The sequence below is a fragment of the Acinetobacter sp. YH12072 genome (genome assembly GCF_013419565.1).
GTDB lineage: Bacteria > Pseudomonadota > Gammaproteobacteria > Pseudomonadales > Moraxellaceae > Acinetobacter.
In genome coordinates this window covers 13,100-34,725 of the sequence record NZ_VOZV01000008.1, presented here as the reverse complement: position 1 = coordinate 34,725, position 21,626 = coordinate 13,100, and the positions used below count along the sequence as shown (strand labels likewise).

Here is a 21,626-nt window from a genome sequence, read left to right as displayed (position 1 = left end):
TTTATTGATTTTTATAGAAAAGTTTAGTTTCTATCTTTAGTTCGCTTATAGAAAATAATAATTTATTGAGCTCAGAAACTATGAGTTTTTTTCGTTCCAATTTAACAATTTAATCAAAAGAAAGAATGATCATGACATGAAAAGCAGGATGCTATTTGAAATACGAACCTGCTAATCAGTATTTTTATTTAATGATATATATGCACTTATATAGTGTTCTTAATTTTAAAAAGATTATTTTCATCAGATAAAATCACCAGACTTGCTCTTCCTTTATCTGATTATATTTATTTCAAGAATCAGGTTGCTGGAACATGGCAATTACCTCAGCTTCTGTCATTTTTTTGGTTTGATTGTTAAATGAATAAAATGCTGGCTGATGATCTATATAAATTTCTAAATTGAAATCCAGATCCTCTGGCAGTTGCTCCAAAGTAAATACATTAATATTGGCAAAGGAATGATCTTTGGTCCGCCAGAAAATAAAAGTACCACAGGCATTGCAAAAACCACGCTCTGCCCATTCAGAAGTACTCGCAACAGATAAATGCTGCTGATCAATAAAGTGAATATTTTCTATATCAATCGACATGAGAGGCCCACTTGTCTGGCGGCGACACATGGAGCAATGACAGGCAGCCACTTCATGATTTCTAAGCTGCACTTCAAATCGAGTCGCACCGCATAAATATCTCGCTTTCATGATTATTCTTCCTCGGTATTATTATTTTTAATCATTTTACCGGATTCATCATAAGTAAAAGGCTTTGTACATTTCCTCATACAATTTTTTATTGCTGATCGAAGCACCATCTGCCTAAACTTGTCATTCAAATCCAGTATTTAAAATAATAAGGACAAGCTATGGATCTCAAGAATCTTTCAGGTTTGCAGATTATGCAAGAGATGCTTAAGGGCAATCTGTCTATGCCTTCTATGGCAACCACCATTCCCATGTCTGCTGGCGAAGTCGAACCGGGACATGTGACCTTTTTTGTAAAAGCTGATGAACGCCATCTGAATCCTATGGGAGGTGTACATGGCGGTTTTGCTGCAACTGTTTTAGATACGGTAACAGGCTGCGCGATTCATACTTTACTTGAAGCCGGTGTCGGTTATGGCACAATTGATCTGAATGTAAAAATGTGCCGTCCAATTCCTCACAACCAAGAACTAAAAGCGATCGGAAAATCAATTAATCTCAGTAAAAACCTAGGTATTTCCGAAGGTCAAATTCTGGATGACGAAGGTCGTATTTATACCCATGCCACAGCAACCTGTATGATTTTTCGCAATTCCGACCATTAACGTGTTTAAGGCTTAAAGTACGCCCCATTTCCCTTGCGGTGCTTTTACCAGCTTCGGCTGAGTCAAAGCCCGATATTCAAAATAATGCTTAGAAACATTCGATACACTCAGCACCTGAGTTTCTTTAGCAGAAGCCTGCCACACTTTAGACTGGTTCGACCCAGTCAGAAGATTGCCAGTAAGCGCATAAATATAAAGTTCTTTTTGCCGAGTTTCAGGCGTGTTCAGAAAGATCTCAAAGCTAAATTGGCGTTCTTGTTCGACCAGCCACTTTTCTGCAAACCATAATTGCAGCAAGTCACCCAGATACAATTGTTTGGTCGCTAAGGGCCATAAACGGATTTCTGCACCAGCCACAGGGGTAAAGTATTGAGCTGAATCTTGAATAATATCGAGATAATGATCTTGATAAAAAGACAGTTGAAAGAAGATTTGAGGGATAGTGAGCGTATTCATTCGCTTTCTCCGGTTTAGCCATTTTTGTGCTGGCAAGTAGGTTTAAATCCACACTGTTTGACCATTTGGTCAAACGACTTTATGTTTTCAATCTAGCAAGTGAAATTTGTTCTGACAAGCATTTTTTAAGAATTTAATGCAATCGTTTAAATTAAAATCAGATAAGTACAATTTGTAATAAATATGACAGTTTTTGCTTGACCCTTTGCAAAATCTCTCTATAATCGCATTCAGATTCTCCCATAGCTCAGTCGGTAGAGCGACGGACTGTTAATCCGCAGGTCCCTGGTTCGAGCCCAGGTGGGAGAGCCAAATTCAAGAAAGCCCAAGCATTTAAGACTTGGGCTTTTTTATTGCCTGAAATTTCATTTATAAAATGATTCGATTCTTCTTTTCTCTTATATATTCTTACTCTGCCCTTTTATTTACCTAGTTAGATTGGCTTATATTCTCGTTTAATCAAATGTGCTGTTATAAGCCGTTATTCTAAAATTGACGACAGCTTTTGCTATCTTGCATGATGCTAATTTCTTCATTCGTACTGTATAGAACAGCAGATTAAATTATAAATTGCTTAGGCTATTTTAAATCCTTTTAATAGATAAATAAGCTAGGCAGAGACTCTTATATTTATAAAAAATCCCCCGATTTGGAGGATCTTTTTTGATGTCTTAATTAAGTAGCTTTTTAAGCTGCTTTTGCAGGTACACCACTATGGAAACGGAACATTTCATCTGGACTAAGAATCAGATTCTTTTCTACTTCACGGATATGCTCAATTCGGCTTTGAATATCTTCTTGTGGATTTTTCAGTTTTGCAGTTTTAGCCACATCTAAAGCTAAGGCCAAGTAGTCCTCAAAATGGCGAGATTCAGATTTAAGCAAGTAACGGTAGTAACGTCCTAGCTCATCATCCACCAGCGGCGCAAGCGCATAGAATCGCTCACAAGAACGTGCTTCTACAAAAGCACCAATCACCAGCACATCAATTAATGCTTCGGGTTCATAGGTCCGGATTTCCTTACGCAAACCACCTGCATAACGCCCTGCACTGAGTCCAATCCATTGCTGGCCACGCTTATTCATGAATTCCAGCACCTGTTCATAATGCAGCATTTCTTCACGTACCAGCTGCGCCAGTTTCACCTGTAAATCTACAAAGAAGCTATAGCGGAACATCAGGTTCATTGCTGTACTGGCTGCTTTCTTCTCACAGTTGGCATGATCCTGCATCAGGATCTCCAGATTCTGTAATGCCTCATCGAGCCAGGCTTTTGGTGTTTCACAACCTAAGAAGCCAATGACAGGCTTCATCAGTTCATCATAATCAATATTTGACATATATCTTTTGCAATCTTAACGCGCAGCTTTAATTGCAGCCTTCATTTGTTGTACAGCTTGCGCCAGTCCAACAAAAACTGCATCTGCAATAATCGAGTGACCAATATTTAATTCATGAATTTGAGGAATCGCAGCAATTGGAGTGACATTATCCAGGTTCAGACCGTGACCTGCATTGACCACCAGACCTTTAGAAGCCGCATACTCTGCCCCTTTGATAATGCGATCCAGCTCAACTTGCTGTGCTTCTGGCGTGTCAGCATCGGCATAAGCACCTGTATGAAGCTCAATTGTAGGTGCGCCACAAGCGACTGCCGCATCAATCTGGGCAATGTCTGCATCAATAAATAGCGACACGTCACAGCCAATCGCAGACAGTTCCTGGGTGGCTTTTTTCACATCTTCAAAATGACCAACGACATCCAGACCACCTTCAGTCGTCACTTCCTGACGCTTTTCTGGTACAAAGCAGACATGCTGCGGCTGGATTTCTTTAGCAATCGCCACCATTTCATCAGTTACGGCCATTTCCAGGTTCATATGGGTAGTTAATACCGGACGCATACGACGTACATCTTCATCCTGAATATGTCGACGGTCTTCGCGCAAATGCAGGGTAATTCCCTCTGCACCGGCCTGCTCACAGATCAATGCAGCATTGACTGGGTCTGGGTACGTCGTACCACGTGCTTGTCTTAAAGTTGCGACATGGTCAATATTGACACCAAGTAATGCAGCCATACTATTTTCCTAACTACGATTGAGATTGAGAATTTTGGATCCACAATTGTCGACTTTTCAGTGGTCGGTCACCGAGCAAAGCAGTGATCACCTGTCGATATAGCTTCGTCAGTAATTGTAACTGTTCTGGATTAAAATCCCTACCATTTTCATAGTGCTGCATTGTTAAAATCTGCTGGCCCGACATGGTTGAACGTAAAGCTTTAGCCGAAGGCATAAAACCTTCATTCAACTGAAAATAGTAATGTTGCACGGGATTGATTTGTGCCTGATTAGCATCGACTGAAAAATCCAGTTCATAGCCCAGTTCTTCTAATAAGATATGTTCAAACTGACGCAGAACCTGTTTTAAATAAGTATTGGGATTTTCCTGATCGGAGAGTTTTTGCAAGGCATTCAACGTTTCGCCATATTTGGCAAAGGTCAGCGGCATTTGCACTTCAAGCGGACATAAACGCAACAGGATTTCATTCAGATAAAAGCCAGAAAAGAAGGCATCACCGAAAAAAAAGATCGGCTGATTAACAATTTCTAATTTGGTGAAGTTTTTCAGTTCAGATTTGCCTGAAGCTAACAAGCTGATGGGTTGATATTGGGGTGGAGGATTTTGTCTCAGTATCCCGTCGATACGGCCATATTCCTGGGTAAATAAATGCACAATATGACTGCGATCGCGATATTTACGATGATGAATCAGGTATCCATGCAGCACTTCATTACGCATAGGCTGCTTCTTTAATCTTTATTCTTTTTTGATTTTTTCTCGTCTTCTTCGTCATCCCCATCAGGAATGGCGGCACCCACAACAGCCACGGTCCCTTTGACCGCGTACTTTGTGGTTTTATAGGCAACTTTGGCAGGAACGGTCACTACTTTATGAATACAGCCTTGCAAGAATAAAACACATGCAACAACTGCCAGAAATTTCATCATGATCCGTTCCTATCCAATTTAAATGTCGCTATAACCTAGACTTTTCAATGCCCGCTCATCATCAGACCAGCCGCCTTTGACTTTCACCCAAAGCGTTAGCATGATTTTCTGCTCGAACATTTTTTCCATGTCGACACGAGCATCCATACCGATTTTTTTCAGCTTGGAGCCTTTTTCACCAATCACAATGGCTTTTTGGCCAGCACGATCAACGAAAATGGTGGCATCAATATAAGTACATGCCGGCTTCATACGACCTGTTTTTTCGTTCAGGGTCGGCTCTTCAGTTTTGAAAGATTCGATCTGAACAGTTAAATCGTATGGCAGTTCTTCACCTAACTGACGCATGATTTTTTCACGGATAATTTCAGAGGCCAGGAAACGCTCTGAACGATCGGTAAGCTGATCCAGTGAATATAGCGGCGGCTGGAATGGCAGATACTTGGCAATCGTATCGCGTAAGTGTTCGAGGTTGGCACCACGAAGTGCAGACACCGGTACGATTTCAGCAAAGTTCATCAGTTTGGCACGTTCACGAATCAGCGGTAAGGCCTCATTCTTGTTCTCGAACGTGTCCAGCTTGTTGATCACCAGAATGACTGGCATATCCGCATTTTTTAATTTCTCCAGAACAAGCTCATCGTTCTGGGTCCATTTTTGTGCATCAACTACAAACAGCACCAAGTTCACGTCACGCAATGCAGAGTGCGCAGCTCGGTTCATCATTTTATTGATGGCACGCACTTCTTTTTTATGCATCCCCGGTGTATCAACAAATACCGCCTGAGACTTTTCACGTGAATCAATCCCTACGATTTTATGACGTGTGGTTTGTGGTTTACGTGAAGTAATTGAAAGTTTCTGGCCCAGTAAGTGGTTCATCAAGGTCGATTTACCCACGTTTGGACGTCCGACAATCGCCACGAAACCGCTGCGATAATCAGAAGGAATTTCAGTACCCTGTGCACTGAAAAATTGACTAATCAAGTCATTGCTGTCGCTTTGCGACTCGTGATCAGCATCAATGTGATCGGAATGAGTAGTCATTAAGACTTATGCTCCAAATGTTTTAAAATATCTGCCGCAACCGCCTGTTCAGCGAATCGTCGGCTTGAACCTTCACCGGCCATGACCGGCAAGCCTTCTACCTGGCATTCCACTTTGAAATGCTGGTTCGGCGCATCACCCTGAATATCTACAACCTCGTAAACTGGGAGAGGTTTTTTACGTGCTTGTAAATATTCCTGTAGGCGTGATTTAGGGTCTTTCAGCTGGTCAGTTGGCTCTATATTGTCTAAATACGGCTCGTACCATTTTAGCACAATTGCCTGTAATACAGTGAGATCACCGCAATCCACATAGATCGCACCAATGATGGCTTCGACCGTATCCGCAAGTATAGACTCACGATGATGACCACCCGATTTCAGCTCACCCGTACTGAGAATCAGGTTCTGACTCAATTTTAGATCATTGGCAATTTTCCCTAGCGCTTCCTGTCGGACAAGAGTCGCACGCATACGCGTCAGACGGCCCTCATTTTCCTGCGGGTAAGCAGTAAAGAGATAATTGGCTATGATCATTCCTAAAAGAGAATCGCCTAGAAATTCTAGGCGTTCATAGTTGTGTTTATGACTGACTGAACGATGGGTCAATGCCAGTTTTAACAGATCAGCTTGTTTAAACTGATAGCCGATCCGTTTGGCAAGACGCTCATCATTTAGTTTTGACTGTGCTTTGATCAAAATCTTTCTCAAACTTCATCACTAAATCGATATTCATTATAAAATTCTTGCGAATTTCATAATTCTTGTGCACCTGTAAACCATCAGTGTTGGTTACCTTGGCAATTTCATCAAATTTCAGATCGCGAATATTGTTCATTTCTAAACGCTGACCCATCTGTTGACGAAATTTTTCTGGCGCAATATTTGCTGGAGAACTCTTTAAAAGTTCCTCAATCTGATTGTCCACCATACGATCATCAAAGTATGGCCCCCACACTGCAATCGCCACTTTGGCAAGAAAAGCAAACCCCACGATTGCAAATAAAATTCCAATATACGAAGCACCTTGTTGATGTTTCATTTTTTATTTTCCTGACTGAAATAATTAATCGATTATTCCGTTTCGACTAAACGATGGCAGTTTAAAGCCAGGTTCTTTATGCATCCAGATATAGAATGCGCGACCTGTTAAGTTTTCTTCCGGAACAAAGCCCCAGAAACGACTGTCAGCACTTTGATCGCGATTATCCCCCATCGCAAAGTAATGACCTTCTGGAACTTTCACTTCCCAATATAAACCATTTTCAGTTGAAAACTTACCATTTTCTATATAGTTAAGGAATGGAGCCTGACGAGCTACATTGACTCCTTCCAGCTCACGCATAGTGAAAGTATGTTCGCCAATGGTTTCTTTATGATAAATCGAATTTGGCGTATCCAGGCGATCTTTTTCACGACTGAATTCTACTGGAACTTTTGCTACTTTCTCACCATTAATGGTTAACTGACCATGATCATAAACAATATGATCACCTGGCAAACCAATTACACGTTTAATATAGCTAATCGTTGGTTGTGGCGGATAGCGGAAGACCACGACATCGCCACGTTCCGGACTACCTGTATCCAGAATTTTTGTATTTACAATCGGTAATTTCACACCATAGTCAAATTTATTGACCAGGATAAAATCACCGGTTTCCAGTGTTGGAACCATAGAATCTGATGGAATATTGAAAGGTTCGTACAGGAAAGAACGCAATACTAAAACGACGGCCAAAACCGGCCAGAAATCATAAGCCCAGGTAATAATGAAGTTTTCATTGCCCTTGCCTTTGGTCTGTCGTTGTTTCAGAACAAACTTATCCAGCAACCAGACCGCGACAAAAAATAAGGTCGCAGGAACAAGAATCAAATTAAAATCAAAATCCATGGGCTTATTATCCTTATAGTATTAGCGTTCGACTTTCAGTACAGCTAAGAACGCTTCTTGTGGAATTTCAACACTACCCACCTGTTTCATACGTTTCTTACCTTCTTTCTGTTTTGCAAGAAGTTTCTTCTTACGTGATACGTCACCACCATAACATTTTGCCAATACGTTTTTACGCATTGCTTTTACGGTAGAACGGGCAATAATTTGCGCACCAATAGCCGCCTGAATTGCCACATCAAACATCTGACGAGGAATCAGGTCTTTCATTTTTTCAACCAGTGCAATCCCACGGTGACGTGCATCCTGACGGTGGCAGATCATTGCGAGTGCATCGACTTTTTCACCATTGATCAGGACATCCACTTTCACCAGTGATGAACTTTCAAAACGCACAAAGTTGTAATCTAGTGACGCAAAACCACGTGAACAAGATTTCAATTTATCAAAGAAATCCATCACCACTTCGGCCATTGGAATTTCAAAAGTAACGGATACCTGATTCGCCATGAACTTCATGTCTTTCTGTACACCACGGCGCTCAATACATAGGGTCATGACATTACCCAGGTATTCCTGTGGTACCAGAATATGACATTCTGCAATTGGTTCACGCAGGTCTTCAACAGTTGAACCATCTGGCATTTTTGACGGGCTATCGATGTAAATGGTATTGCCATTTTTCATCACTGCTTCATAAATTACCGTTGGTGCTGAAGAGATCAAATCCAGATCGTATTCACGTTCTAGACGCTCCTGTACGATCTCCATGTGCAGCATACCTAAGAAACCACAGCGGAAACCGAAGCCTAGAGCATCAGAACTTTCTGGTTCAAAGAACAGCGCAGAGTCATTGATTTGCAGTTTATGCAATGCTTCACGGAAAGGTTCAAAATCACTGGAATCGATTGGGAACAGGCCCGCATATACCTGTGGTTTTACTTTTTTGAAACCAGGTAATGTTGGAACTTCTGGAGTAGTTGCCAGTGTAATGGTATCACCCACTGGTGCGCCAAAAATGTCTTTAATACCGGCAATCACGAAACCAACTTCACCCGCTTCAAGGATATCGGTTTCAGTATGCTTCGGATTGAAAATACCGACTGAAGTGATGATATGTGTCTGACCAGTCGATTTCACCAGCATCTTGTCGCCCTTGCGAACACGACCCTGTTTCACACGAACCAGAGATACTACGCCCAGGTAGTTATCGAACCATGAGTCAATAATCAACGCTTGCAGCGGTGCATCACGTTCACCTGTTGGTGCAGGAATGACATTCACCAGCGTTTCAAGCACACCTTCAATACCTAGGCCAGTTTTTGCTGAACAGGTCGGTGCTTCAGTCGCTTCAATCCCGATAATATCTTCAATTTCCTGAATTACACGTTCGGGTTCAGCTTGTGGCAAGTCAATTTTGTTCAGTACTGGTAAAACTTCCAGACCCTGCTCAATGGCGGTATAGCAGTTTGCAACAGACTGCGCTTCTACACCTTGTGCTGCATCTACCACCAGTAGTGCACCTTCACAGGCCGCCAAAGAACGTGAAACTTCATAAGAGAAATCCACGTGTCCCGGGGTATCAATGAAGTTCAACTGATACTCTTGACCATTTGGATGGGTATAGTACAAGGTGACCGAAGCCGCTTTGATGGTAATCCCACGTTCGCGTTCAAGTTCCATAGAATCAAGAACTTGAGCTTGCATTTCACGATCCTGCAAACCACCACAAGTTTGAATAAAACGATCTGCCAGAGTCGATTTACCGTGGTCAATATGCGCAATAATCGAGAAGTTACGAATGTTTTTAATATCAACAGATTTTTTAGCTTGCGCCATGGGCTACCTTGAGAAAAAAACGCGCCATGCAATTTAAAAAGTCATTGCATAACAAAAGCCGAATAGAAATTGCCGAGGATTATAGCAGAATGGAGATACAGAAAAAGAATTATCTTTCTTCTCTCTCGCTTATCTTAAATACGTAACTGCTTTATTTTTTATTTTCTTTTCCTCAGCTTTTTTCCAAGAAAACAGCTTGTTAAATGAGCTGCTTCCTATTTGGTAGCTCCCCTCTATTCAATCTCGATATCATCACCTTATTAGATTGATTCTTCTCTTATCGCCTTTGCTTCTTCGCTCAAATATAAAGTAGAAAAATCATAAGGGTTAATACTGTCTGAGAGGGGCTGATAAGCTTGGGTAAAACTTGGCGACATACGCTTCGGGCGACCCGATGCAATTTCGATACAGGCCCACTGCGTACTACCGGTAAATAAGACATTCTGATCCTGTGGACGATAAAAAGCATACTGTCTGAATGAATACAAGGCATTTAGATCACTTAACCAAGTTCGTAGAATCAGCTCATCCCCTTCAAATGCCGCCTTGCGATACTGGACATGATGTTCAACTGCAACCATGGCATGTTTAAGTTGCAGATACTCATTTAAACCGAGTCCTAATTGCTCGATATGCGCCGAGGCCACATCCTGCATCCACTGCACATAAACTACGTTATTCACATGTCCTAGACGATCAATATGTTCAGGTTGTACCTTCAAAACTTGGTCAAAAATACCGGTCACTTTTCTCTAATCCTTTATCGCAATTTTTTCTATATACAGAGTCTACAGAAATTATGCCTCGGGTAAATTGCGAAAAATAAAAAACCGCCTATACAAGCGGTCTTTTATTATTGAAGATTCATTTATTTTATGAAATGCGCATCCCGACAATGGCACGTTGACCCTGACGAATCAGACCGACACGGGCAACACTGCCTTTTTTAAGATCTGCTACAGCTTCCACAAACTGGTTACTGTTCAAGATTGCTTTACCATTGATTTGAGTCACGACATCATTTGGCATAATCCGTGCCTGAGCTGCGATCCCGTCTCTACGAACGTCCTGAATGACTACACCACCCTTAATCTCTAAACGCTCTTTTTCAGCCGGGCTTAATTCCCGAATAGTAACGCCTAATACCGGACCTTTATTTGGCTGAGCCTGGTTTCCTGCTTTGGCTGGCGTTTCATCTGGCGCAGTCGTGAGTGTTGCATTGATATTACGGCGTTTATCATCACGTAATATTTCTAACTGGATCTGCTGTTTAGGCGCAGAACGGTTCAAATAGTTCAGCAACTGGCTAGTGCGTGAAATATCAGTACCATTGTATTTTAAAATCACATCACCGGCTTGCAGACCCGCTTTAGCCGCTGGCGAGTTTGGTGCCACCTGAGTAATTAAAGAACCTTCTGGCTTAGATAATTTATAAGATTCAGCCAAAGTACGGTCGATATCTTGCAGGCTTACACCCAGATAAGAACGGGTCACTTTACCATCGCGTTTCAGCTGGTCAGCGACTTCCATAGCGACATCAATGGGAATCGAAAATGACAGACCCATATAACCGCCAGTACCACTGAAGATTCGTGAGTTCACCCCCACCACTTCACCGCGCTGGTTAAATAACGGTCCACCCGAGTTCCCCGGGTTGAGAGCAACGTCAGTTTGAATAAATGGTACGGCTGTTTCGCCCATCATGTTACGCATCTTGGCACTGACAATGCCGGCAGAAGCGGAGTAGTCAAAACCAAAAGGCGAACCGATTGCTAGTACAGGCTCACCTACACGTAATTTATCGACATCACCAGTACGCAGTTCCGGGAAACCTGAACCATTGACTTTCAATAAAGCGACGTCAGTACGCTCGTCGCTTCCTACGACTGTCGCATCAATTTCCCTACGATCATTCAAGGTAATTGTCACTTTAGACGCATCTTCAACTACGTGGTGGTTGGTCAGCAGATAGCCATCCTTACTAATGAAGAAGGCACTCCCATATCCGGTTTTTTCCTGCGGTACACGTGGCTGCGGAATAATCACCTGATTACCAAAGAAACGGCGTAAAATTTCAGGAACCTGTTGTTGCAAGAGCTCTTCTTCGCTCATTTTCTTGACAACACTCACACTGACAACTGCCGGACTGACCTGATCAACCAGGTTAGAAAAATCGACGGGTGTTACTGCCTGTAACTGAGCAGCACTCATGGTAACAGTCGCTGCAAATAATCCTTTTTTTAAATCCAGAATTTTCATATAAATTATTCACCCAAATTGTTGATAAATTTATGTAAATAGGTTTTATCACAAACTTCATATATTTTAAGTAACAATATGTTCGAAAGCTTGAATGTTGGCAACCTTTAATTTTTCTAAAGCATTAAGTTAAAGCTTTTATTAATTTTTTTCATCAATAAATGAGCACTTAAACGCTTGCCTTTTGTACAAAAAAGCGCTCTGATTAACAGACTTTTTTCAATTAGCTGATGGACATGTCTAATTTTCCCCTTACCCATCATTTTGACGTGATCATTGTGGGCAGTGGTGGTGCCGGTCTTAGTCTAGCACTTTCTTTGCCTGAACATTTTAATATTGCAGTTCTTGCCAAATCCACCCTGACCGATGCCAGTACCTATTATGCACAAGGCGGCGTTGCAGCAGTACTGGATGAGACAGACTCGATTGAACAGCATATTGATGACACCATGATTGCAGGTGTACATCTGTGTGAAATGGATGCGGTGAAGCAGACGGTTGAAGGTGGTAAGCCTTCGGTGGATTTTCTGCTGAAACACGGCGTCCAATTTACCCTGGATGAGCAGGAACAATTACATTTGACCCGTGAAGGCGGCCATTCACAGCGCCGAATCATTCACGCAGCTGATGCGACTGGGCGTGCCATTTCTACCACGTTGGTACAGCGCGCTCAGGAAAAAGAAAATATTACCATCTTTGAAAATTACATTGCGATCGACCTGATCTGCTCACAAAAACTGGGCTTAGATGGTAAAAATCGCGCTTTAGGTTTATATGCACTCAATGAAGCAAGTGCACAAGTCCACACTTTCTTAGCACCATCTACTGCTCTGGCTTGTGGCGGTGCTATGAAAGCTTATCTTTATACCTCGAACCCTGATATCGCGACCGGTGATGGGATTGCGATGGCTTATCGTGCCGGTTGCCGGGTTGCCAATATGGAATTCAACCAGTTCCATCCGACCTGTTTATATCATCCACAAGCCCGTTCATTCCTGATTACAGAAGCTATGCGTGGTGAAGGCGCCTATTTACGCCTTCCTGATGGTGAGCGCTTTATGCTGCGCTTTGATGAGCGAGCAGAACTGGCACCACGTGATATTGTGGCGCGTGCAATTGACTATGAGATTAAACGTCTGGGCATTCGTCATGTCTGGCTGGACATTACCCATAAAGATGAAGGCTTCATCAAGGAACATTTCCCGACCCTGTATGCACGTCTGCTAGAGCTTGGCATCGACATCACCAAGGAAATGATTCCTGTGGTTCCTGCTGCGCATTATACCTGTGGCGGTGTGGTCGTAGATGAAAACAGTCAGACCGATATTGCCGGGCTCTATGCCATTGGTGAAACTTCTTATACTGGCTTACATGGCGCTAACCGTATGGCCAGTAACTCACTTTTAGAATGTTTTGTGTATGGCATGAGTGCTGCCAAACATATTCAGGAAAATTTCAAGGCAGATCAAGCTATCCCTGAGGTACCAGAATGGGATGATTCTCAGGTCACTAATCCTGATGAAGATGTTGTTATTCTGCAAAACTGGGATGAGCTGCGTCAGACCATGTGGAACTATGTCGGTATTGTGCGTACCACTAAACGTCTGGAACGTGCCCTGCACCGGATTGAGATGTTGAAGAAAGAAATTACCGAGTACTATCAGGATTATCAGGTCAGTAAAAATCTGATCGAGCTGCGTAATCTGGTACTCGTTTCAGAGATGATTGTACATTGTGCCATGCAACGTAAAGAATCCCGTGGCCTGCATTTCACCCTAGATTATCCAGAATTGCTGCCTGAACTACGTAAAACTGTACTAATTCCACCAAGTTTTGAAGTAGAAACTCCTTTGGTGAATGCTTAAAGATATAAATAAGGCAGATCATATTTTTAAATGTTATCTGCCTTTTCTTTGGTTGTGATTTTTTTAAGTTTTTAGAATAATCAGGTTATTTAAATAAAGCATATGATTTGTATGAGTTAATCAGCATTTTAAGGAGTGTATGGGTTCTTTACGTGGTGGAACCGAATAGGTCGCTGTCACATGGGCAACCGGCTCTTCCTGATCAATCGAATAAATCCAAACTTCTCCCACAATGAGCGCCTTCCCCACTTTCATCAATTTACTTTCCCCTCGCAGATCAACACCACCCGAAGGTTTACGCAGAAAATTGATATTCAAGTTCGTGGTCACTGCAAGGCCAACCAGTCCAATTTCACCGAGGATCGCAATATATAAAGCCAGATCAGCCAAAGTCATCATGGTGGGCCCAGACACCGTGCCGCCGGGACGTAATTCCTGCTCGCTCACTCGATACAGTACGGTTGCACCCTGAGGCACTACAGCTTCGATCTGGCACTTTTCCAAGCTCTGTGGAAATTCCTGCTGTAAAAACTGGATGATTTCTTCTCTTGTACTTTTCATCATGTTTTATCTTCCTGATTTATTCCAATATAGAGATTCTTCCTTGAAATAACTAGAGAAAAGTATGCCAAAAATATCTTTAGAATAAAATTATTTTAAATAAGACAGTGCCTGTTCAAATACCTGATCCGGTGTTTGAGTCGCATCCAGACGTTTAATCCGCTCTGGGTGATGCTGGCATAGCGTGGCATACCCGGCGCGAACTTTCTCAAAGAAAGTAACTTTCTCTTGCTCAAACCGATCCAGCGCACCTCGGGCACGAGCGCGATTCATACCCAGTTCAATCGGTGCATCCAGCCAGAACGTAATATCCGGCATACGTTCCACAAAATTTTGATTTAACAGATTCAGCTTGTCTTCACTGAGTCCACGTCCTGCACATTGATAGGCAAAACTGGCATCACTGAAGCGATCACATAAGACAATTTTTCCAGCATTTAAAGCGGGTAAAATCACTTGTGCCAGATGCTGGGCTCGTGCCGCATACATCAACAATAACTCTGTATCATGGCACATCGCTTCTTCATGGTTTACGGCCAACAACAGTGAACGGATCTGTTCTGCCATTGGCGTACCGCCCGGTTCGCGGGTCAGCACGACCTCTTTACCTTGAGCAATAAAATCATCATAGATACGACGAATGAGTGTGGTTTTCCCTACACCCTCAGTGCCTTCAAAGCTGATAAACATGCTCATTCCTTATTTTTTGAACGTAAAACAGAAAGATACTCTTGCACTGCTCTATTGTGGTCTTGCAGACTGCTGCTGAATTTATGCCCACCATTACCCGTTGCAACAAAATAAATATTTTGTGAATTGTCCGGATGCATCGCTGCTTCAATGGCTTTCTTGCTTGGCAAGGCAATCGGTGTCGGTGGTAAGCCAGCCATGGTATAGGTGTTATAGGGTGTTGGAGTGCGTAGATCCTGACGAGTAATATTACCTTTGTAATTCTCACCCATACCATAAATCACGGTTGGATCTGTCTGTAGACGCATGCCGATTTTCAAACGGCGTACAAATACACCAGATACCTGTTGTAACTCGCTATCCAGACTGGTTTCTTTTTCAATGATCGATGCCATGATTAGCGCTTCATATTTATTCTGATATGGCAGATCTGAAGCACGTTTTTCCCAAGCCTGATCCAGAGACTTCATCTGGCGCTGATAAAGATCGGTCAGAATCTTGCGATCCGTTTCACCTTTGGCAAAGAAATAGGTATCTGGAGCAAACAGACCTTCAGGATGATTGAATGGAATATTAAGTTCTTTGAGCAATTGATCGGTTGGCAAATTCACCACTTCTTTAGTCACCAGATCATCTTTCTTTAAGGCATCAATCAGCTGTTTAAAGGTCGTGCCTTCGATGACCAGAATCCGGTTCATCTGAGCATTTTCTGCATTGGAAATCATGTCCAGCACTGCACGGATACTCATACCTTGAGGAATTTCATAAACACCCGCCTTCATGGTGTCATGAATCATGATGCGCTGATACAGCTTTAAAATAATCGGAAAGCTGACATAATTTTCTTTGGCCAGCCGATCAATAAATCCAGAATAGGTTTCACCGTTACTAATTGCCAGTAACTGTTTTTGACTTTCTACAGGATAATCTTTCCATAGGCTAGCTTTCAGGATCAACCCTAGAACCAAGAGTATCCCGATTAGAAATAAAACTATCCCTTTCATGAAACCAGGGCGTTTGGCATTATTTTTCTTTTTGGTTTTAGACTTGGAAGCTGACATATTAATAAGGCATCTGATTCAATCGAAGACGGTTAAAAAGTTCAATACAAGCATCTACATTTAAAGCACGCTGCTCAAATTGAGTGGCAATTTTCATCGGACTGAGCGCATTGCAGAAAAACAGACTGTCGATATGGGGAATTTCATCCATTTCCACATCACGCTGCTGACAGATAATGCCCTGATCCTGCATACGTTGCAAAATTTCTGCACGCATCACACCGAAGACGCCATTATAACGAAGTTCTGGTGTAATCCATGTATTGTTTATACGAATGAAGCAATTACTGCTCACCCCTTCAACAATTGTACCCTGCACATCAGTTACCAGTGCTTCCGGCCAGCCATGCTGATCCGCTTCCTGTTTAAGCAACACCTGTTCCAGACGGTTTAAGGTTTTCAGCCCCACCAGATTCGGCATACTGAGGCCAATGGCCTGTTGCAATACACCCGTCTGAATCTGCTCATAACTGAAGTCCTGTACTGTTTTCGGATAATAGAACACCCAAAGATCTGCCGGATGCTCTGGCAGGCTATAACCACGCTGTCCTATACCACGACTCAGTACAATCTTTAAGGTTCCGTTCAATTCATCTTCTGATTTCAATAACGCTTGCAAACTTTTTTCAATCAGGTCCAGATCAGCCTGCAAACTTATTTTTTGCTGGCTCATCCTTAAACGGGCTAGATGACGGTCTGCTAACTCGATCCGATTTCGACGGATGCGCGCGGTAGTAAAGCAACCATCACCATAATGAAAGGCACGATCCAGCACATCTATATCTTTGACGGGTTGAGCATTTTTTAAATACAACATGCTTTTAAGGCCTCTCTGGTGACGGATAGAGCGATGAAATATAAGCTCTGTCTATATATCTGTTTTACTCACATAAAATTCGTTTTTAATTATTTTTTATGCAAAAAATCTCCAGCTATTCTTGCCCCATCCAACAAAACAAAGAAACATTTGAGGCAAATATGAACATCCGTAAATTAAAAATTGGGGTATTGACAGCACTTATTTCAGCAACCGCTTTTAGCGTATCTGCAAAAGACTTCCTAAACGTGTCTTATGATCCAACTCGCGAATTGTACGATAACTTTAATAAAGAATTCAGTGCTTACTGGAAAAAATCTACTGGTCAGGATGTGAACTTTAAACAGTCACATGGCGGTTCAGGCAAACAGGCACGTGCTGTCATTGATGGTCTGGATGCGGACGTTGTGACTTTGGCCCTGGCTGCAGATATTGATGAAATCGCTGCTCGTGGCCTGCTACCTAAAGACTGGCAAAAGAAATTCCCACAAAACTCAACACCTTATACCTCAACCATCGTTTTCTTGGTGAAAAAAGGCAACCCTAAAGGCATTAAAGACTGGGGCGATCTGGTGAAACCTGGCGTAGAAATCATCACACCAAACCCGAAAACCTCTGGTGGCGCGCGCTGGAACTATTTAGCAGCTTGGGCTTGGGCGAAACATCAGCCAGGCGGCAATGATACTAGAGCTCAAGACTTTGTTCGCCAGATCTACAAACAAACTAAAGTACTCGACTCAGGTGCACGTGGTTCAACCACCACTTTTGCTGAACGTGGGATCGGTGATGTATTGCTGGCTTGGGAAAATGAAGCGCATTTAGCGATTCGTGAACAGCCTGGCAAGTTTGAAATCATCACCCCTTCTTTGTCGATTCTGGCTGAACCACCAGTAGCAATCGTTGAAAAGAATGCCAAAAAAGATGGTAATGAAAATCTGGCTAAAGCTTATTTGAACTACCTGTACTCACCTGCAGGTCAAACGGTTGCTGCAAAGAATTTCTATCGCCCACGTAATGCGGCAGTATTAAAACAATACAGCAATGTCTTTAAATCGCTGAAGCTGGTGACTATTGATAAAGAGTTTGGTGGCTGGGACAAAGTACAGAAAAAACACTTTGCCAATGGCGGTATCTTTGACCAGATCGTAAAGGCAAATAGTACAAAATCGTAATAATAAATGTCTATGCAATGGCCTTATTGAATAAGGCCATTGTTGTTTCAAATACTTATAAAATCTTTTATCTTATATTTTCATATAAAATTCATTTTTAATTATTTTTTATGCATAAAGAATAGGTTTATTCTTCACTCATGTTACAAAACGTGTAAGAGTTTGAGGTTCACATGAGCATTTCAACAAAACTAAAACTAGGGGTTCTTGCTGCTGTTATTTCAGCAACTTCGTTTTCTGCTGCAGCACGCGACTTTTTGAATGTCTCTTATGATCCGACGCGTGAACTCTATGAAGACGTCAACAAAGAATTTGGTAAATACTGGAAAAGCCGTACTGGCCAAAGTATTAACTTTAAACAGTCACATGGTGGTTCAGGTAAACAGGCGCGTGCCGTGATTGATGGTCTGGATGCCGATGTCGTAACTTTGGCATTAGCCGCTGACATTGATGTACTGGTCGAAAAAGCCAAACTGTTACCTGCAGACTGGCAGAAAAAATTACCACAAAACTCAACACCATATACTTCTACTATTGTATTCCTGGTACGTAAAGGCAATCCAAAGGGCATCAAGGATTGGGGTGATCTGATAAAACCAGGTGTAGCGATTATCACGCCAAATCCTAAAACTTCAGGTGGTGCACGCTGGAACTATTTAGCAGCTTGGGCATATGCCAAACACTTACCGGGCGGTAACGACAAAACTGCACAAGAATTTGTTCGTAAAATCTATAAACAAACCAAAGTACTTGATTCAGGTGCGCGTGGTTCAACCACTACTTTTGCTGAACGTGGCATCGGTGACGTATTACTGGCTTGGGAAAATGAAGCACATTTAGCCCTTCGTGAACAACCGGGCAAGTTTGAAATTGTGACTCCTTCCCTGTCAATTCTGGCTGAGCCACCCGTGGCGATTGTTGAAAAGAATGCCAATAAAAAAGGCAACAAATACTTGGCACAAGGTTATTTAAACTTCCTTTACTCACCACGGGGTCAGGAAATCTCAGCACGTAACTTCTATCGCCCACGTAATGAAAAAGTACTGGCGAAATATAGCCAAGTCTTTAAGCCATTAAAACTGGTGACTATTGATCAGGAGTTTGGTGGCTGGGATAAAGTACAGAAAGCCCACTTTGAAAATGATGGTGTTTTTGACCAGATCGTTAAAGCTAACAGCGCAAAAAAATAATTTAAGCTGATTTCATACAGGAGCATCGACATGACTCATACGCTTATTGTTCCCGGTGTAGGTGGCAGTGAATACAATCACTGGCAAACCTGCCTGCAACACCGGCTCATGCGTTGCTCCCGTGTACAGCAAAAAGACTGGAATCGTCCGGTACTGGATGTATGGGTCGCAGAATTTGTTAAAACCCTGCAAGCCATTCCAGATGATGTACAAATTGTGGCACATAGCTTTGGCTGTTTGACCAGCGTGGCAGCACTGGCCCAGCATCCTGAACTGAATACTAAAGTCAAAAATCTGGTGCTGGTTGCACCTGCCAATCCGGCACGTTTTGGGGAAAATGGTTTTGCCCGTGATAGCCAGATGGATTACAGCGCCTATTTTCAGCAGCTCAAGATTCAGGCTCCAACGACTTTGCTGATCAGTGAAAATGATCCTTGGCTGAGTTTTGAAGATGCCCAGGTTCTGGCGAAAGCCTGGAAGATCAAACCGATTAATCTGGGAGCTGTAGGCCATGTCAATGTTGCTTCCGGTTTTGGTCCTTTCCCTGAAATTGAACAATATTTGATTTCAGAAAAGGCTATGCACCATATCAGCAAAGTTGATGAGAGCAAGTATTATTTTAAATTTGCATTTTAGTCCCTGCAAATTATGCTTGTGCCGATTCTATTTTCTAATTTTCGCTGGTTAACTTTAACCAGCATTCTCTCTTTTGAGGAGTAATCATGTCGCAGCGATCCCGAGTGCTGCCAGGATTTGGTCTTTCTCTAGGCTTTACCCTAGCGTATTTGTCATTAATCGTTCTGATCCCGCTATCTGCCGTTTTTATTAAATCACTCGGCATTGGCTGGGAAGGCTTATGGGAAATCCTGAGCTCTGAACGTATCTTGAAATCATTACAGCTAAGCTTTAGTTCAGCCATTATTGCTGCTTTGATTAATGTAGTTTTTGGCCTGTTACTGGCATGGTGTCTGGTGCGTTATAGCTTTCCGGGCAAACGTATTGTCGATGCACTGGTCGATCTGCCTTTTGCCCTGCCAACCGCAGTTGCCGGTATTGCTCTGACTTCTTTATATGCACCGACTGGCTGGATTGGTCAGTATTTAGATCCAATCGGCATCAAGGTGGCTTATACCCCGATCGGTATTACCTTGGCCTTGATCTTTATCGGTATTCCTTTTGTGGTCCGTACGGTACAGCCGGTTCTTTCTGATTTAGAAACTGAACTGGAAGAAGCGGCTTCTGCACTCGGTGCAAACCGTTTTCAGATTGTCACCAAAGTCATTTTCCCGATTCTGCTGCCAGCACTGATCACAGGTTTTGCTTTGGCCTTTGCACGTGGTGTCGGTGAATATGGTTCGGTCATTTTCATTGCGGGTAACCAGCCTTTTGAAACTGAAATTGCACCGCTGATGATTATTTCCCGTCTGGAAGAATATGACTATGCAGGTGCGACCACAATTGCTGTAGTGATGCTGCTCATTTCCTTTGTAATGCTCTTCCTGATTAACTTATTGCAAGCTTGGGCGAGCCGCCGTACCGGGAGAACTGCACGATGAGTTTAAATACCAACAGCAATGCGCTGGCTGAAAAGCTGCAATCCCGCGATGCGACTCGTGAGCCGACCTGGGTACGTTATACCCTGATTGCGATTGCACTGATCTTCTTTTTAAGCTGCCTGATCCTGCCTTTGGTTCTGGTCTTTGTTGAAGCATTTAAACAAGGGGTTGGCGTATATACGCAAGCCCTTGTTCATCCAGATACTTTATCTGCGGTCAAACTGACTTTACTAACGGCTGTGATCGCGGTACCAATGAATGTAATATTCGGCATAGCTGCAGCCTGGTCAGTAGCGAAGTTTAACTTCCCTGGTAAGTCAATTTTAACCACCATTATCGATATGCCTTTCTCAGTATCACCTGTTATTGCAGGTTTGATGCTGGTACTGATTTTCGGTACTCAAGGCTGGATGGGTGGCTGGTTGATGGATAATGACATCAAGATCCTTTACGCCGTTCCTGCGATTGTTCTAGCAACGATCTTCATTACCGTACCTTTTGTAGCACGTGAGCTGATCCCTTTAATGGAAGCGCAAGGTACTGAAGAAGAAGAAGCTGCAATTGTACTCGGTGCATCTGGCTGGCAAACCTTCTGGAAAGTGACCCTGCCAAATATCAAATGGGGTCTGATTTACGGCGTAATTCTGTGTAATGCCCGCGCCATGGGTGAGTTCGGTGCAGTATCAGTGGTTTCTGGCCATATCCGTGGTGAAACCAATACTTTGCCGCTACACGTCGAAATTCTATATAACGAATATACCTTTAGCGCTGCGTTTGCCGTGTCATCGCTCCTGGCTCTCCTCGCAATTGTGACTCTGGTTCTGAAAACCTGGGTAGAACTGCGCCAGGAAAAACAAGACAAACGTAATGACGATTCAACAGTTTCTTAAGGAATGC

24 protein-coding genes and 1 tRNA gene are annotated in these 21,626 nt (G+C 42.7%); 8 read left to right on the top strand and 17 right to left on the bottom strand.

Going from position 1 to position 21,626, the window contains the following annotated elements; translation table 11 throughout:
* Positions 1–292 precede the first annotated feature (292 nt).
* The gene (locus FTU19_RS04800) at positions 293–703 is read right to left on the bottom strand and encodes a GFA family protein (protein ID WP_180130249.1); all 411 of its coding nucleotides are present in this window, start codon (positions 701–703) and stop codon (positions 293–295) included.
* Between the two features lie 161 nt (positions 704–864).
* Between FTU19_RS04800 and FTU19_RS04795 the strand changes: the two genes are divergently transcribed.
* Positions 865–1,308: a PaaI family thioesterase gene (locus FTU19_RS04795; protein ID WP_180130247.1), complete on the top strand. Its 444-nt coding sequence runs from the start codon at positions 865–867 to the stop codon at positions 1,306–1,308.
* A gap of 12 nt (positions 1,309–1,320) precedes the next feature.
* Here the strand turns inward: FTU19_RS04795 and FTU19_RS04790 are convergent, their stop codons facing one another.
* The gene (locus FTU19_RS04790; RefSeq protein WP_159124074.1) at positions 1,321–1,764 is read right to left on the bottom strand and encodes a hypothetical protein; all 444 of its coding nucleotides are present in this window, start codon (positions 1,762–1,764) and stop codon (positions 1,321–1,323) included.
* Between the two features lie 236 nt (positions 1,765–2,000).
* Between FTU19_RS04790 and FTU19_RS04785 the strand changes: the two genes are divergently transcribed.
* Positions 2,001–2,076 (top strand) — tRNA-Asn (locus FTU19_RS04785).
* Positions 2,077–2,451: 375 nt separating this feature from the next.
* Here FTU19_RS04785 and FTU19_RS04780 read toward each other — a convergent pair.
* From FTU19_RS04780 to FTU19_RS04730, 11 genes are all read right to left on the bottom strand, one after another.
* On the bottom strand, positions 2,452–3,105 hold the full coding sequence (locus tag FTU19_RS04780; protein ID WP_179992703.1) for a tRNA-(ms[2]io[6]A)-hydroxylase: 654 nt from the start codon (positions 3,103–3,105) through the stop codon (positions 2,452–2,454).
* 15 nt (positions 3,106–3,120) lie between these two features.
* Entirely contained in the window at positions 3,121–3,846 is a 726-nt protein-coding gene (gene pdxJ / locus FTU19_RS04775; protein WP_034171229.1) for a pyridoxine 5'-phosphate synthase, read from the bottom strand.
* 13 nt (positions 3,847–3,859) lie between these two features.
* On the bottom strand, positions 3,860–4,570 hold the full coding sequence (locus tag FTU19_RS04770; RefSeq protein ID WP_034171228.1) for a DNA repair protein RecO: 711 nt from the start codon (positions 4,568–4,570) through the stop codon (positions 3,860–3,862).
* 11 nt (positions 4,571–4,581) lie between these two features.
* Positions 4,582–4,779 (bottom strand): NF038104 family lipoprotein, encoded by a 198-nt coding sequence (locus FTU19_RS04765; RefSeq protein WP_179992702.1) that lies wholly within the window; start codon positions 4,777–4,779, stop codon positions 4,582–4,584.
* 18 nt (positions 4,780–4,797) lie between these two features.
* On the bottom strand, positions 4,798–5,826 hold the full coding sequence (gene era / locus FTU19_RS04760) for a GTPase Era (RefSeq protein WP_004784513.1): 1,029 nt from the start codon (positions 5,824–5,826) through the stop codon (positions 4,798–4,800).
* Positions 5,826–6,524 carry a ribonuclease III gene (rnc, locus tag FTU19_RS04755; protein WP_004784515.1) on the bottom strand — a complete coding sequence of 233 codons (699 nt, stop codon included), beginning with the start codon at positions 6,522–6,524 and terminating at the stop codon, positions 5,826–5,828. Before rnc ends, era begins: the two co-directional genes overlap by 1 nt.
* Complete coding sequence (locus FTU19_RS04750; protein WP_034171224.1) at positions 6,496–6,867, bottom strand: DUF4845 domain-containing protein; 372 nt, start codon at positions 6,865–6,867, stop codon at positions 6,496–6,498. The genes rnc and FTU19_RS04750 overlap by 29 nt, the downstream gene beginning before the upstream one ends.
* A 24-nt stretch (positions 6,868–6,891) precedes the next feature.
* On the bottom strand, positions 6,892–7,719 hold the full coding sequence (gene lepB / locus FTU19_RS04745) for a signal peptidase I (RefSeq protein ID WP_159124070.1): 828 nt from the start codon (positions 7,717–7,719) through the stop codon (positions 6,892–6,894).
* A gap of 21 nt (positions 7,720–7,740) precedes the next feature.
* Positions 7,741–9,558 carry a translation elongation factor 4 gene (lepA, locus tag FTU19_RS04740; protein WP_004784519.1) on the bottom strand — a complete coding sequence of 606 codons (1,818 nt, stop codon included), beginning with the start codon at positions 9,556–9,558 and terminating at the stop codon, positions 7,741–7,743.
* 260 nt (positions 9,559–9,818) lie between these two features.
* On the bottom strand, positions 9,819–10,304 hold the full coding sequence (locus FTU19_RS04735) for a thioesterase family protein (RefSeq protein ID WP_166138319.1): 486 nt from the start codon (positions 10,302–10,304) through the stop codon (positions 9,819–9,821).
* 127 nt (positions 10,305–10,431) lie between these two features.
* The gene (locus FTU19_RS04730; RefSeq protein WP_004784522.1) at positions 10,432–11,817 is read right to left on the bottom strand and encodes a Do family serine endopeptidase; all 1,386 of its coding nucleotides are present in this window, start codon (positions 11,815–11,817) and stop codon (positions 10,432–10,434) included.
* A gap of 236 nt (positions 11,818–12,053) precedes the next feature.
* Between FTU19_RS04730 and nadB the strand changes: the two genes are divergently transcribed.
* On the top strand, positions 12,054–13,682 hold the full coding sequence (gene nadB, locus FTU19_RS04725) for an L-aspartate oxidase (protein ID WP_180130245.1): 1,629 nt from the start codon (positions 12,054–12,056) through the stop codon (positions 13,680–13,682).
* A 120-nt stretch (positions 13,683–13,802) separates the two neighbouring features.
* Here nadB and FTU19_RS04720 read toward each other — a convergent pair whose 3' ends face one another.
* The 4 genes from FTU19_RS04720 to pabC form a co-directional block, all read right to left on the bottom strand.
* A complete protein-coding gene (locus FTU19_RS04720) occupies positions 13,803–14,243 on the bottom strand; it encodes a PaaI family thioesterase (protein WP_179992698.1) in 441 nt (146 codons plus the stop codon).
* Positions 14,244–14,333: 90 nt separating this feature from the next.
* Positions 14,334–14,933 (bottom strand): dTMP kinase, encoded by a 600-nt coding sequence (gene tmk, locus FTU19_RS04715; RefSeq protein ID WP_180130243.1) that lies wholly within the window; start codon positions 14,931–14,933, stop codon positions 14,334–14,336.
* Positions 14,934–14,935: 2 nt separating this feature from the next.
* Positions 14,936–15,994: an endolytic transglycosylase MltG gene (gene mltG, locus FTU19_RS04710; protein ID WP_180130241.1), complete on the bottom strand. Its 1,059-nt coding sequence runs from the start codon at positions 15,992–15,994 to the stop codon at positions 14,936–14,938.
* A gap of 1 nt (position 15,995) precedes the next feature.
* The gene (gene pabC, locus FTU19_RS04705; RefSeq protein ID WP_180010709.1) at positions 15,996–16,811 is read right to left on the bottom strand and encodes an aminodeoxychorismate lyase; all 816 of its coding nucleotides are present in this window, start codon (positions 16,809–16,811) and stop codon (positions 15,996–15,998) included.
* 161 nt (positions 16,812–16,972) lie between these two features.
* Between pabC and FTU19_RS04700 the strand changes: the two genes are divergently transcribed.
* The 5 genes from FTU19_RS04700 (at position 16,973) to cysW (ending at position 21,619) form a co-directional block, all read left to right on the top strand.
* Positions 16,973–17,983 carry a sulfate ABC transporter substrate-binding protein gene (locus FTU19_RS04700; RefSeq protein WP_180130239.1) on the top strand — a complete coding sequence of 337 codons (1,011 nt, stop codon included), beginning with the start codon at positions 16,973–16,975 and terminating at the stop codon, positions 17,981–17,983.
* A gap of 173 nt (positions 17,984–18,156) precedes the next feature.
* Positions 18,157–19,173: a sulfate ABC transporter substrate-binding protein gene (locus tag FTU19_RS04695; RefSeq protein ID WP_180130237.1), complete on the top strand. Its 1,017-nt coding sequence runs from the start codon at positions 18,157–18,159 to the stop codon at positions 19,171–19,173.
* Between the two features lie 30 nt (positions 19,174–19,203).
* A complete protein-coding gene (locus FTU19_RS04690; RefSeq protein ID WP_180130235.1) occupies positions 19,204–19,809 on the top strand; it encodes an alpha/beta hydrolase in 606 nt (201 codons plus the stop codon).
* A gap of 86 nt (positions 19,810–19,895) precedes the next feature.
* Positions 19,896–20,729, top strand: coding sequence for a sulfate ABC transporter permease subunit CysT (gene cysT / locus FTU19_RS04685; RefSeq protein ID WP_004784537.1), 834 nt, complete (start codon positions 19,896–19,898; stop codon positions 20,727–20,729).
* Positions 20,726–21,619: a sulfate ABC transporter permease subunit CysW gene (gene cysW / locus FTU19_RS04680; RefSeq protein WP_180002807.1), complete on the top strand. Its 894-nt coding sequence runs from the start codon at positions 20,726–20,728 to the stop codon at positions 21,617–21,619. The genes cysT and cysW overlap by 4 nt, the downstream gene beginning before the upstream one ends.
* Positions 21,620–21,626: the final 7 nt, after the last annotated feature.

Coding starts and splice junctions, on each gene's coding strand:
- lepB (WP_159124070.1), bottom strand. CDS start 7,719: ATGGATTTTGATTTTAATTTGATTCTTGTTCCTGCGACCTTATTTTTT.
- cysT (WP_004784537.1), top strand. CDS start 19,896: ATGTCGCAGCGATCCCGAGTGCTGCCAGGATTTGGTCTTTCTCTAGGC.
- pabC (WP_180010709.1), bottom strand. CDS start 16,811: ATGTTGTATTTAAAAAATGCTCAACCCGTCAAAGATATAGATGTGCTG.
- FTU19_RS04695 (WP_180130237.1), top strand. CDS start 18,157: ATGAGCATTTCAACAAAACTAAAACTAGGGGTTCTTGCTGCTGTTATT.
- FTU19_RS04780 (WP_179992703.1), bottom strand. CDS start 3,105: ATGTCAAATATTGATTATGATGAACTGATGAAGCCTGTCATTGGCTTC.
- FTU19_RS04690 (WP_180130235.1), top strand. CDS start 19,204: ATGACTCATACGCTTATTGTTCCCGGTGTAGGTGGCAGTGAATACAAT.
- FTU19_RS04770 (WP_034171228.1), bottom strand. CDS start 4,570: ATGCGTAATGAAGTGCTGCATGGATACCTGATTCATCATCGTAAATAT.
- FTU19_RS04800 (WP_180130249.1), bottom strand. CDS start 703: ATGAAAGCGAGATATTTATGCGGTGCGACTCGATTTGAAGTGCAGCTT.
- tmk (WP_180130243.1), bottom strand. CDS start 14,933: ATGTTTATCAGCTTTGAAGGCACTGAGGGTGTAGGGAAAACCACACTC.
- FTU19_RS04790 (WP_159124074.1), bottom strand. CDS start 1,764: ATGAATACGCTCACTATCCCTCAAATCTTCTTTCAACTGTCTTTTTAT.
- FTU19_RS04795 (WP_180130247.1), top strand. CDS start 865: ATGGATCTCAAGAATCTTTCAGGTTTGCAGATTATGCAAGAGATGCTT.
- era (WP_004784513.1), bottom strand. CDS start 5,826: ATGACTACTCATTCCGATCACATTGATGCTGATCACGAGTCGCAAAGC.
- FTU19_RS04750 (WP_034171224.1), bottom strand. CDS start 6,867: ATGAAACATCAACAAGGTGCTTCGTATATTGGAATTTTATTTGCAATC.
- nadB (WP_180130245.1), top strand. CDS start 12,054: ATGTCTAATTTTCCCCTTACCCATCATTTTGACGTGATCATTGTGGGC.
- mltG (WP_180130241.1), bottom strand. CDS start 15,994: ATGTCAGCTTCCAAGTCTAAAACCAAAAAGAAAAATAATGCCAAACGC.
- pdxJ (WP_034171229.1), bottom strand. CDS start 3,846: ATGGCTGCATTACTTGGTGTCAATATTGACCATGTCGCAACTTTAAGA.
- FTU19_RS04765 (WP_179992702.1), bottom strand. CDS start 4,779: ATGATGAAATTTCTGGCAGTTGTTGCATGTGTTTTATTCTTGCAAGGC.
- FTU19_RS04730 (WP_004784522.1), bottom strand. CDS start 11,817: ATGAAAATTCTGGATTTAAAAAAAGGATTATTTGCAGCGACTGTTACC.
- cysW (WP_180002807.1), top strand. CDS start 20,726: ATGAGTTTAAATACCAACAGCAATGCGCTGGCTGAAAAGCTGCAATCC.
- FTU19_RS04700 (WP_180130239.1), top strand. CDS start 16,973: ATGAACATCCGTAAATTAAAAATTGGGGTATTGACAGCACTTATTTCA.
- FTU19_RS04720 (WP_179992698.1), bottom strand. CDS start 14,243: ATGAAAAGTACAAGAGAAGAAATCATCCAGTTTTTACAGCAGGAATTT.
- lepA (WP_004784519.1), bottom strand. CDS start 9,558: ATGGCGCAAGCTAAAAAATCTGTTGATATTAAAAACATTCGTAACTTC.